The sequence below is a fragment of the Veillonella criceti genome, assembly GCF_900460315.1.
Lineage (GTDB): Bacteria > Bacillota > Negativicutes > Veillonellales > Veillonellaceae > Veillonella_A > Veillonella_A criceti.
Genome location: NZ_UHIO01000001.1, coordinates 2,092,137 through 2,103,885, shown reverse-complemented (window position 1 = coordinate 2,103,885; position 11,749 = coordinate 2,092,137). Strand labels below are relative to the sequence as shown.

Sequence of the window (11,749 nt, the reverse complement as noted above, 5' to 3'; positions counted from 1 at the left end):
CTCATTCCAAAGGAAATGAGTTTCTTAGACTTACAATTAATTCTTACCTGTAACGGTAGACTCATTCTTGAGTATCGGTTCTGCTGTGCCTTTCACAGCATCACGTGTAATAATGCAGTCTGTAACCCCTTCCTGAGATGGAATATCATACATAACCTGCTTCATTACTTTTTCAATGATGGATCGTAATCCACGAGCTCCCGTATTTCGTTTCATAGCTTCCGATGCTATTTCCTCTAATGCTTCTTTCTCAAATGTCAATGTTACATCTTCTAAGGACAACATTTTTTCATATTGTTTAGTCAATGCATTACGAGGTTCTGTTAATATGCGAATTAACCCTTCCTTATCCAATGGATCCAAAGTTACCATAACTGGCAAACGACCAATGAATTCAGGAATGAGGCCAAATTTTTGTAAATCTTCAGGCACAACTTCCTTCAAAATAGCAGACACATCTTTTTCTTCTTGCTTTTGAATATCCGCCCCGAAGCCTAAAGTTTTCTTCGCTGTGCGCTTAGAAATCACTTTTTCTAGACCGTCAAAGGCACCGCCACAAATAAACAAAATATTGGTTGTATCAATTTGAATTAATTCTTGGTGCGGGTGTTTACGCCCCCCTTGCGGAGGTACGGAAGCAACAGTCCCTTCTAAGATTTTTAAAAGTGCTTGTTGCACACCTTCACCAGATACATCACGTGTAATCGATGGATTTTCCGACTTGCGGGCAATCTTATCGATTTCATCAATATAGACAATACCACGTTCTGCTTTTGTTACATCATAATCAGCTGCTTGGATAAGTTTAAGCAAGATATTTTCCACATCTTCCCCAACATAACCAGCTTCTGTCAAACTAGTGGCATCTGCAATAGCAAACGGCACTTCTAACATTTTGGCCAAGGTTTGAGCAAGTAATGTCTTACCGCTCCCCGTAGGGCCAATAAATAATACATTGGCTTTCTGCAATTCTACATCATCCACAGTATTATTTACTTGCAAACGCTTGTAATGATTATATACAGCAACGGCCAAGGAGACTTTCGCCTCCTCTTGACCGATTACGTATTCATCTAAATATTCTTTAATTTCGTGAGGTGTAGGCACATGCTTTAAAGCAAAACCTACTTCATCACTTTGACCGAGTTCCTCATCAATAATATTTTGACAAACTTCTACACATTCATCACAAATATATACATTAGGACCTGCCACTAGCTTGCGAACTTCCTCACCGGTGCGTCCACAAAAACTACAACGCAACGTTTCTTTCTCGTCTTTCTTCAAGCTTAGTCCTCCTAATTATTTACTAGTTACTACAGGTCTAGTCAATACCTCATCAATTAAACCATAGGTAACAGCATCTTGCGCACTCATGAAATTATCACGATCTGTATCGCGAGCAATAACATCAATTGGTTGACCACTATGAGAAGCAAGTAAGCCATTTAATTCTTCACGCATACGTAAAATTTCACGTGCATGAATTTCAATTTCAGAAGCCTGACCTTGTACACCACCTAATGGTTGGTGAATCATAACCCGTGCATGAGGCAACGCATAACGTTTGCCCTTAGCACCAGCCGTAAGGAGCACTGCCCCCATACTAGCTGCAGAGCCTACACAAATAGTAGACACATCTGGTTTGATATATTGCATCGTATCATAAATGGCCATACCAGCAGTAACAACACCGCCTGGGCTATTAATATACAAATGAATATCTTTATCAGGATCTTCTGCTTCTAAGAATAGTAATTGTGCAATTACAAGATTAGCCACATCATCATTAATAGGGCCACCTAAGAACACAATTCTATCTTTTAATAAACGAGAGTAAATATCATAGGAACGCTCACCACGTCCACTTTGTTCTACTACTACTGGTACATACATAAACTACACCTCATGTCCATGTACCTATATAGCCCGTGGATTATTTTTCCTGGGATTCTGCGCCTTTAGCTTGCTCAATAATTAAACGAGCTGCTTTTTTACGAGCTACAGAATTTCTCAACATAGCTACACGGCCTTCTTTAACAATAATATTCATAACTTCTTTTGGATCGGCGCCAAATTGCTGAGCCATCGTGTAAATTTCGATATTCATATCTTCTGGGGTTACTTCGATGTTTTCAGCTTTAGCCACTGCTTCTAATACCAAATCAGCACGTACATTTTCAGCCGCATTTGCATGGTATTCTTCTTTTAAGCCGTCCATTGTTTTGTTGGAGAATTTCAAGTAGTCTTCTAATTTCAAACCACGGCTTTCTAAATTCATAGCCATTTCTTGAATCATCTGTTCTACACGGTCTTCTACCATAACTTCTGGGATTTCTACTGTTGCATTTTTAACGGCCGTTTCAATAAGTTCCGCATTATATGCATCAATAGCACGACGAGTAGCATCTTCTTCCATTTGTTTGCGAAGATCTGCTTTTAATTCTTCAATTGTTTCATAAGAGCTAGCTTCTTTAGCAAATTCATCATTCAATTCAGGCAATTCTTTACGTTTAATGTCATGAATATGAGTTTTGAAAACAGCTTCTTTATTAGCTAATTCTTTTACAAAGTAATCTTCAGGGAAGGTTACTTTTACTTCTACATCATCACCAGCAGCATGACCAATTAATTGATCTTCAAAACCTGGGATAAAGCTACCGGAACCGATTTGAAGTGGGTAGGATTTGCCTTCGCCACCATCAAATGGTTTACCATCGATAGAGCCAGCAAAATCGATAACAGCAAAGTCATCTTTCTGTAATTTTGCATCTTTATCAGCAACTACCATTTTAGCTTGCTGATTGCGAATATTGTCTAACTGTTCCTGAATCTGTTCATCAGTTACCTTAGCTTCTTGTTTTTCAGCTTCTAAGCCTTTATAATCGCCAAGTGTTACTTCTGGGCGTTTAGTAAGAGTTGCTTTAAACACTAAATCTTTGCCTTCTTCAAACGTTACGCGTTCGATTTCTGGTTCGCTTACAGGTACGATTTCATTAGCTACAAGAGCTTCCTGATACGCACGACCAGCGATTGTTTCAAATGCTTCTTCTAAAATAGCTTCTTTGCCGAAGTTCATTTCTAAAATACGACGAGGTGCTTTACCTTTACGGAAACCAGGAATGTTTACCTGACCAGCAATGCGTTTTACAGCTTGCTGAATACCTTTCGTTACGTCTTTTGCTGGAACTTCAATAGTTAAGGTTACCTTATGTTGATCAACAGGGGTTACAGTTGCATTCATGAAAATATGTCCTCCTTGAGGGCTAAATGCCCAAAATTTCTGTTTTTTAATATTGCATTCCTTATCTTATCATAAAATTTGAATGTATGCAATTTTATATGATAAAGTAAGTCATTTTCTTCTAAATTTTTTCAATATATTATGCTATTAACTTTCTTTAGCAATTAATTCCACTACATCACGACGGCTAAATACACCAATCACAGTGTCATTGTCGTCCAATACAGGCATGGTTTTTAAATGCTTTTCTAACATAGTGGCTACCACTGGTTCTACTTCTTCTTTAGGCCCGCAAGTAATCACTTCTTTAGTCATAAGTTCTTCTACATGAACTGCTAATAATTTTTTAAATTGTGCATTATATTCACCAATGCCACTGTAATAAATACTAGCGCCTAGTACATTGACATAATGAGGTGCATGAGGGCGTACTTTTTTATATAATAAATCGCCTTCCGTAATAATACCTTCTAATTTATTTTCTTCATTAACGACTATAAGAGCAGCCACTTTGTATTTTACTAATAGCTTAGCTGCTTCATTAATAGATGTATCTTTAGTAACAGTTACAGGATACTTATTCATAGCTTCAGCAATTAACATAGGATTACCTCCTTTTACACACTATCTAAACAGTGCTTTTACTACGTCCCTATACAAATGACAAAGAGAATAGTAAGCTTCATCTTCGTATATACTTTCTTTGCCAATTGTATTCTCTACTCTGTTATATAGTATATGTTAGACAAAGAGTCTTGAAACTCCTGCTTATTTTATAGTTTTTTACCCTTTTAAAACAAAATAGGCAATAATAGCTGCCACAATAATAGCGCTAACAATCACAACTTGCCAACCGCGACGATTGCCACCTTGGCCACCTTCTTCAATGCCAATTAAATTGCCTTCTTCATCATAACGATGACGATACTGACCTTCTAAATCATCATAGTCAGTCACGTCTTCTACTTTTGCTTTATAACGACGAGCAGCCACTTGCCGAGCACGTTCTTGTACATCTTGCTCCATCTTATGCACTTGTAGACTTGTTAAGTCCTTACGCAATGACTCTAATAAACCACTGATAAACACTAATCGTGCTTCTAATAGTTTATTTACGGCAAAACTTCGCTCTAACCATGATTGATATAACGCCATTAACACGCTGTGATTCACATCAGTAATGGCTTCCTCGGCCTGTAAACGCTGAGCTGTCTTTGTTTCATTATTAAGCGCATCTAATAAAGTTTGTGCATAACGACTAAACTCAATCAACAAAGTATTTAACTCTTTATTCTGCAGCCCCAGTTCTTCTTTACGATGTACAATATAATCTTGAGCAAAGCCGCCTTTTTCTAAGGTTTGCACCATTTTAGAGGCATCGCCATAAGCACCTAAGGTTGAATTCACAATACGAGTCGTATTACTAATTTCACCCAAGGTCTTATCTAAAAATGTCACACGTTCACGCAACTGATTAACCAATGTATCCGCATCATCAAAAGGTTCTACTAACTCCTTTAATTGATTAATTTGAGCCGTCAATAAATCTAAATTACCTTGAATTACTGTTTGCGCCGTATCCGTAGCTTCCCCATATACTCCATAGAAGCCATCACTCCCCTGTTGCTGTTGTACTTGCCACAACGCTTCAAGACTCGGCAAACCAGTAAAATTGGTTGCATTTGTTGTCACCTTACTACCTCCATTTATTCTTTTTACACCACTCTATACACTTAATTACCAATGATACGGTTCATGACGATTAATTTTACAAGCTCTATAAATTTGCTCCACTAATAGCAAACGAACCATTTGATGGGTAAATGTCATCGGACTAAACGATAATCGAAAATCTGCACGCTTTCGTAATGCTTCTGAAACACCAAAAGCACCACCAATAATAAAGGTCATTTCACTGATTCCCTGCACTTCTAAATCAGCAATCTTTTCAGCCAAACCTTCTGAAGATAAGGATTTTCCTTTTACATCTAACAGAACTACATAGCTTTTAGGATTCACTTGTTTCAGAAGTCGGTCCCCTTCTTCAGCTACAATCGCTTGACGCTTACTATCATCCGCACTAGGTAATTTGCTTTCGGCCAGTTCTGTAATCGTAACGCCCCCATATACGGTGAGTCGTTTCACAAATTCTGCAACGCCTTCACGCAAATACGCTGTTTTTAATTTGCCTATAGCCAATATAGTAAACTTCATTACGTAACACTTCAACCTCCTAACACATTACATATCCATCAGGCCGAAGTATAGTAACTGTATAGCTATACTACAGCCAACCTATCAATTTATAACAACTTCCAATCCATTGATTAATTAGTTGCTTCTGGCATGGTACCTAATTCCAATGTAACCGTTCGTTCCGCCCCATTACTAAGCACGGTCAGTTCTAACGATTCACCTGGTTTATGCGCATCTAAAATTTGTTTTAATTCTATTAAATTTGTAATTGATTTTTCTCCAACAGCTGTAATCAAATCCCCTTCGCTAATATCACTATTAGCTGCTGGTCCATCACTATAGACACGCGCTACTAATAAACCATCTTTTTTAAGTTGTAATCCATATTTAGCCGCCGTTGACTTATCTAATAGTCCAAGACCTAAATAGGCGCGAACCACTCTACCTTTTTCAATCAATTCTTTTACAATTGGTTTAACTTCATTAATTGGAATAGAGAATCCCATACCTTCGATGCCGGTATGAGCAATTTTTTCACTATTAATACCAATAACATCACCATCAGCATTGACTAAAGCACCACCAGAATTACCTGGATTAATGGCGGCATCTGTTTGAATGAGAGGAAATCGTTGTGATTCCATATTCACCGTACGATGCAAGGCACTGATAACACCGGTTGTAACAGACCCTTGGAATTCTAAGCCTAAAGGATTACCAATAGCAATAGCGGGCTCGCCGACCTGTAACTGGTCTGAATCACCGAGTGTAGCCACGGGCATAGTATCAGGTGGCGTAATTTTAACAACTGCTAAATCAGTTAATGGATCTATACCTACTACAGTCCCTTCTTGCGAAGAACCATCACTCAAAGAAACGGTAACTTTCTTATTACTAGCCTGTGCGACTACGTGATAGTTCGTTACAATATAGCCCTCTTTATCAATAATAACACCCGAGCCCACCCCTTCACCAACTAAAACTTGTTGGTCAAAGATATTGCGATCATATACCTTTGTTGTAATTCCTACAATCGCAGGGCCTGCCTTCTTCACCGCTTCTACAATAGCGGTATTCCGATTATCTGATAAAGGTATGTTTTTCTTGGTTCCTTCACTCGTTAGAGCTGTTGTTTCTGTAGTAGTGCGCTTGGTATTGCTATAAAAATCATTAGTTACATAGCCTCCAACAGCCCCAACAATAATCAATACAATGGCTAATATAATAAATAAGCCACGTTTTTTACTATCCATCGTAAAACCTCCTAACGAATACCTCAGTTATGCATGAATAGATACTTTTTCCTTAGGCTGTCCATGATATAAGCAAATATCTTCGCTCACTCGTAGCCCTTCTGCTTGTAATGCGGTCATAACTGTATCAGCTACGACTGGTTGTGCATTATTTTTTTCCGAGCGATGAGCTAAAATCACTTGTAAATGATCTGGCCGCTTCATCATAAGTAGCGCTTGCGCCGCCTGCTCATTGCCTAAATGACCATAGGGACTAGCCACCCGTTGCTTCAAATCATAAGGATAGGGGCCATATTTCAACATCTGAGGATCATAATTTGCCTCTAACACAAGCAAATGACTATCGTCCATGTGTTTTAACATCGTATCATCTACGACACCTGTATCCGTCATAAAAGTAACTTTATGTGCCCCACCATAACAGCAAAGTCCCATAGGATCAGCCGCATCATGACTCGTACGGAAGGTATCCACTTGCAAATCACCCAAAGTAAAACTACTCTTAGTAATCACTGTAAATGCTTTTGTATCTAACCCTTTGCGTTTTACAATCTCACGCATCGTCCCCGCTCGTGTATACACAGGTACAGCACACTGTTTCAGTAATTGTGGCAAACCAGCCATATGATCTGTATGTTCATGAGTAATGCAAATTCCAGCCAACTGGTCAAGTCCTAGCCCCAACTCTTTAAGGCCCTGTGTAATACGCCGGGCACTAATCCCCGCATCTACTAAAATACAGGTATCTTTATAAGTAATTAAAGTGGCGTTGCCTTGACTCCCACTCGCCAGTACATGAGCCGCTAAGGCGGTTCCATCAGCACTAGGCGCAGAAGTTTCACTCGGTGCCAACTGAGTTATATTCATTTGTAATTTATTCACTGCTTCTTCTATGGCACGTTGTCTCAATAAAAACTCCTTCTATTTCACTTCACGGTTTAAATTACCGCTTTTAAAACTCTGCAAATCTACACTCACATAGGTAAAACCAAACTCTTCAAAGGCGTTGCAAATCATAGCCCGACGTTTGGCATCAGCAAAAATTTGAAAATCAGACTCACTCACTTCAATGCGAGCCATACCTTCATGGTAACGCACGCGCAAAGGGCCGTCAATGAATTGATGTAAATATTTCTCACCCTTTTCAATCATAGTCAAGGCTTCACCTGTGATCACATGATTATAGGGTACGCGGGTCGCTAAACATGGCGAACTTGGCTTATCCCACACTTCAAGGTCCCATTCTTTCGCCACCGCACGAATATCCTCTTTGGTAAAGCCATTTTCCAATAAAGGACTACGCACCGTTCCCAGTTCTTCTAAAGCGCGCATGCCAGGACGATAATCTTTCTTATCGTCCAAATTCCCCCCATCAAGCACACCTTGAATCCCCTTAGCTGCGGCCCAATCTATCAACTTCTGAAAGCGATTTTTTTTACAATAATAACAACGGTCTGGGTCATTACGAGTAAAATCTTCCATTTCTAATTCATTGATTTCTACAATAGTATGAGTAATGCCAATAGCTTTAGCAAAGCGCTTGGCATCTTCAATTTCTTCAGCAGGCAAGGTTGGTGAGCTAACCGTAAAGGCCTGTGCCTTACTACCTAATACTTTATGAGCTACAGCAGCCAAAAAGGTACTATCTACCCCACCAGAAAAAGCTACAACAGCACTCCCCATTTGCTGTAAAGTAGCCTCTAAATTCTCTAATTTTGTTTGTAAGTCTGTACTTAACATAATATCCGTCTCTTTTCTCTTTTCACAATATTTTTCTTTTCGCAAATTTCTCTTTTAGCAATTTCTCTTTTTAAAACATAGTAAGTTAAATACCTTCAATTACGATAACTATATTGTTTAGTAATGTCCACGAACACTTTCATATTCGCTGCCAAATCAGGGCCGCGACGGAACATGTCGCCCCCCACTAAAAACATCGTATCTTTACCATATAAGTCAAGTAACTCAGGTAAACGAAGTTCTGTTACACCGCCACCAGGCGATGGACACGTTGCCTTAATTCCATCTACAGGTTTCGTACAATACTGATGAATTCGTTTACATTGGTCAGCCGTAAACGTAAAACGACCACCATACGACACAAAGATAGACATATCAGCACCAAATAAGCGAGGCAAAAGGCCCATCCATAAATAATCGGCAATTCCTGATACACCAGGTAACGCAAAACCGCCCATCATAGCTGGGTGAGAAATAATAGGTAGCCCTAAATTTTCGTCCTTTGCCAAACGATTAAGCCATCCATAACCAACTAAGGCCGGGGCCACCATAAGAGCGGTAGCACCTGCTTCTTTAGCCATATAAGCCCGTTCTAAGAGCGCTTCGCTATCAGCCGACACATTGGCCGCATAAAGCGTATGATGCCCAGATTGCGCATTAGCCTCTGCTACTGCTTCAGCGCAACGTTTCACACGCTCTTCAAAGGGTGAAAAAAACTGATTCGTAATGCCATGATCATCTTTAATAACATCAGCGCCCCCCAATACGTAAGCACGACACATATTAGCTAAGGTAGTTGCCGATGTCCCCATAGGTTTAATAACCGCTTGAATAAATGCTCGACTCATTGTTCCAGTCAGTGCTCTTACCCCATCCAGCCCAAAACGAGGGCCTTTAAAAGTAGTGGCCAATGTCGGTGAAATTTCAATATCTACCACCCAAATATGCGGTTGCAAAGATGAATTTCCAAACACAACATTTAAGAATTGGGTTGCTTCTAAAGCGGTACATTCCACACCATATGAAATCTTAGCTATAAAATGCACACCATCATTAGCTGGTTCTAACGACTCTAAGTGGCCTACAATATCGCGCTTAATATCCTCATCCTGTAAAAAATCATAGGGAAATTCAATGGTCTGTTCCACTTGTATGCCCCAAGCAATCCCTTTTGCTTCTTCATACGTAGGGGCCTCTATTTGATAGGTCACTACGAACCGTTCATTACATAAGTTCTTCATCAGTGCCTCCTTTTACACATATCTTACAAGTCATTATTTTACTATAAATTGCGTATTAATTGTACCTAAATTAGTAATAATTATAAGAAAGTTACTCATAATTGAATAAAACATATAACTTCATTGGCAAATTACCACTAATAGTATAGCGGCTTTATAGCCCCATAAAAAAATACAACGATAAGACTCGCCTATTCTCTATCGTTGTATTCTTTATATGTGTAATATACTCTTTTTCTATAATAGTGGCTACACAAAGTAGCTATCTTTTATCTCATTTAGACATACCCTACTTATGCAGGAACCCCCTTCATTAATTCATCAATAATCTCTGCTACGGGTCTAATACTATGAATTACAGAAATCCCTAAACCAAAAGACGCATATCCTTTGGATAGATCGCCAAAAAGCATACCATCTCTCATACCAACATACGTATTTTGCGCCTCAAAGAGTTCCTCTTCAGTAGCCCCCGCTTTACTCATCGCCAATAATTTATTAGGTAACTCCCCTGGTAAAGACCGATAAAAAGCAGGCACCGTACGATACATAACTAAATCATTAGCATTAGCTTCTACAGCTAATACTTTAATCCCATGCGCTAATGGTGATTCTATAGCCATCATGAACGCTGTCCCTACGTATAAACCATCAGCCCCTAGGGCAAATGCAGCTTTAGCTGTTCTAGCATCGGCTATGCCTCCTGCTGCAAATACAGGGACTCTTCCTTCAGCGGCATCTACAATTAATGGTACAATAGAAAAAGTTCCGATTCCCTGATATGGCACGGTACCCCCTTCATCAAAGCCAGTAGCAACAATAATATCTGCCCCAGCATCTATAGCCGCCTTAGTATTATCCACTGTTGGTTGTAATGCTCTAAAAACTACAACTATACCATGATCTTTAAATCTACCTATCCAATAAGGAGCTAAATCACCAACTAAAATAACAATCTTGACCTCCTCTTCCACCATTAATTGCAACCAAGCTTCTGTATATTTGTCCAACGCTGGATCATTAGATTGAGGCGCTACATTAAGCCCAAATGGTTTATCAGTCATAGTTCGTACTCTACGGATTTCACGACGCATATTATTAATACGTTCTTCCATATTTTTGGCAGACTCTCTCTCCCCCGCGTTTAAGCCTAACACTCCTAAACCACCGGCATTACTAACAGCACTTACATAATGAGCATCAGTCAACCAATTTAACGGGCCTTGAATAATTGGTTTATCTATTCCTAAAATTTCTTTTATTTTACGTTTCATAAACAATATAACTCCTTTATACACTACATATTTAATTTATGCCATTAATCCAATAATAAAATTGTCACAAATTAAATTTTCCACAATTAATTTTATGAGATTATTTTACAAAATTCTCTTGCTTTTTCATACTTACAAAAGTATAATACTGTAAAAATATATTACAAAATTATATTTTTGTAAAAGGAGTTCTCTATGTCAAACAGAACAAAATTGTGGATTGCAGAGGCCATGCGCCAATTAATGACTCAAAAATCACTAGATAAAATTCGAGTTACTGAAATTTGCCAAATTGCAAATATCGAGCGCCCTACTTTTTATTATCATTTTAAAGATAAATATGACCTTGTATCTTGGATTTTTTTCAATACAATTACAAATACAAACATTTTATCTACTGAGTCAATTGCCAAAAATTTAGCAACTATGAAACAAGATTTTTTATTTTATAAAAGAGCCTATGAAGATACTTCTCAAACACCCCTATGGAAGTATATGTTTGATTATTTTGTTGCTAAATATACCCAAAAAGCCCAAGAATTACTTGCTACTTCAAACTTAAATCAAGAACTACAATTTGATATCCGTTTCTACTGTTATGGCTGTGTAGGTATATCTCGAGAATGGCTCCTATTCGATAAAAACACATCAGCTGAAGTCATAGCACAAAGATACTTTAACGCAATGCCAGTAAGTTTGCGAACAATCTTTTTCAAGGACTCGTAAATTGTAATAAGTTTTATTATTAAGCTTTATAGTCCCTTCTCTTAGAGTTAAAATTTAACTATAAGTATTAAGCTG

Annotated in this window: 12 protein-coding genes; 1 reads left to right on the top strand and 11 read right to left on the bottom strand. The window is 38.5% G+C overall.

Annotation, left to right across the window (positions count from 1 at the left end; translation table 11 throughout):
- Positions 1-36 precede the first annotated feature (36 nt).
- The 11 genes from clpX to DYE54_RS09385 all read right to left on the bottom strand — a co-directional run bounded on the left by clpX (position 37) and on the right by DYE54_RS09385 (position 10,948).
- Positions 37-1,287, bottom strand: a complete 1,251-nt coding sequence (clpX, locus tag DYE54_RS09435) for an ATP-dependent protease ATP-binding subunit ClpX (RefSeq protein ID WP_115310983.1) — start codon at positions 1,285-1,287, stop codon at positions 37-39.
- Between the two features lie 15 nt (positions 1,288-1,302).
- Positions 1,303-1,896: an ATP-dependent Clp endopeptidase proteolytic subunit ClpP gene (gene clpP / locus DYE54_RS09430; protein WP_115310982.1), complete on the bottom strand. Its 594-nt coding sequence runs from the start codon at positions 1,894-1,896 to the stop codon at positions 1,303-1,305.
- A gap of 40 nt (positions 1,897-1,936) precedes the next feature.
- Positions 1,937-3,244: a trigger factor gene (tig, locus tag DYE54_RS09425; protein WP_115310981.1), complete on the bottom strand. Its 1,308-nt coding sequence runs from the start codon at positions 3,242-3,244 to the stop codon at positions 1,937-1,939.
- Between the two features lie 147 nt (positions 3,245-3,391).
- Complete coding sequence (locus tag DYE54_RS09420) at positions 3,392-3,847, bottom strand: CBS domain-containing protein (RefSeq protein WP_115310980.1); 456 nt, start codon at positions 3,845-3,847, stop codon at positions 3,392-3,394.
- Positions 3,848-4,027: 180 nt separating this feature from the next.
- The gene (locus tag DYE54_RS09415) at positions 4,028-4,936 is read right to left on the bottom strand and encodes a hypothetical protein (RefSeq protein ID WP_115310979.1); all 909 of its coding nucleotides are present in this window, start codon (positions 4,934-4,936) and stop codon (positions 4,028-4,030) included.
- A gap of 45 nt (positions 4,937-4,981) precedes the next feature.
- Positions 4,982-5,458 (bottom strand): 23S rRNA (pseudouridine(1915)-N(3))-methyltransferase RlmH, encoded by a 477-nt coding sequence (rlmH, locus tag DYE54_RS09410; protein WP_115310978.1) that lies wholly within the window; start codon positions 5,456-5,458, stop codon positions 4,982-4,984.
- A gap of 113 nt (positions 5,459-5,571) precedes the next feature.
- Entirely contained in the window at positions 5,572-6,693 is a 1,122-nt protein-coding gene (locus DYE54_RS09405) for a S1C family serine protease (protein WP_115310977.1), read from the bottom strand.
- Between the two features lie 27 nt (positions 6,694-6,720).
- The gene (locus DYE54_RS09400; RefSeq protein ID WP_245935716.1) at positions 6,721-7,602 is read right to left on the bottom strand and encodes an MBL fold metallo-hydrolase; all 882 of its coding nucleotides are present in this window, start codon (positions 7,600-7,602) and stop codon (positions 6,721-6,723) included.
- Positions 7,603-7,614: 12 nt separating this feature from the next.
- A complete protein-coding gene (gene larE / locus DYE54_RS09395; RefSeq protein ID WP_115310976.1) occupies positions 7,615-8,433 on the bottom strand; it encodes an ATP-dependent sacrificial sulfur transferase LarE in 819 nt (272 codons plus the stop codon).
- A gap of 95 nt (positions 8,434-8,528) precedes the next feature.
- Positions 8,529-9,674 carry a RuBisCO large subunit C-terminal-like domain-containing protein gene (locus DYE54_RS09390; protein WP_115310975.1) on the bottom strand — a complete coding sequence of 382 codons (1,146 nt, stop codon included), beginning with the start codon at positions 9,672-9,674 and terminating at the stop codon, positions 8,529-8,531.
- 293 nt (positions 9,675-9,967) lie between these two features.
- Entirely contained in the window at positions 9,968-10,948 is a 981-nt protein-coding gene (locus tag DYE54_RS09385; protein WP_115310974.1) for an NAD(P)H-dependent flavin oxidoreductase, read from the bottom strand.
- 195 nt (positions 10,949-11,143) lie between these two features.
- Here DYE54_RS09385 and DYE54_RS09380 point away from each other — a divergent pair, with 195 nt between their 5' ends.
- On the top strand, positions 11,144-11,674 hold the full coding sequence (locus DYE54_RS09380; protein WP_115310973.1) for a TetR/AcrR family transcriptional regulator C-terminal domain-containing protein: 531 nt from the start codon (positions 11,144-11,146) through the stop codon (positions 11,672-11,674).
- The last annotated feature ends 75 nt before the right edge of the window (positions 11,675-11,749 follow it).

Coding starts and splice junctions, on each gene's coding strand:
- DYE54_RS09420 (WP_115310980.1), bottom strand. CDS start 3,847: ATGTTAATTGCTGAAGCTATGAATAAGTATCCTGTAACTGTTACTAAA.
- DYE54_RS09380 (WP_115310973.1), top strand. CDS start 11,144: ATGTCAAACAGAACAAAATTGTGGATTGCAGAGGCCATGCGCCAATTA.
- rlmH (WP_115310978.1), bottom strand. CDS start 5,458: ATGAAGTTTACTATATTGGCTATAGGCAAATTAAAAACAGCGTATTTG.
- DYE54_RS09405 (WP_115310977.1), bottom strand. CDS start 6,693: ATGGATAGTAAAAAACGTGGCTTATTTATTATATTAGCCATTGTATTG.
- tig (WP_115310981.1), bottom strand. CDS start 3,244: ATGAATGCAACTGTAACCCCTGTTGATCAACATAAGGTAACCTTAACT.
- clpP (WP_115310982.1), bottom strand. CDS start 1,896: ATGTATGTACCAGTAGTAGTAGAACAAAGTGGACGTGGTGAGCGTTCC.
- larE (WP_115310976.1), bottom strand. CDS start 8,433: ATGTTAAGTACAGACTTACAAACAAAATTAGAGAATTTAGAGGCTACT.
- DYE54_RS09385 (WP_115310974.1), bottom strand. CDS start 10,948: ATGAAACGTAAAATAAAAGAAATTTTAGGAATAGATAAACCAATTATT.
- DYE54_RS09390 (WP_115310975.1), bottom strand. CDS start 9,674: ATGAAGAACTTATGTAATGAACGGTTCGTAGTGACCTATCAAATAGAG.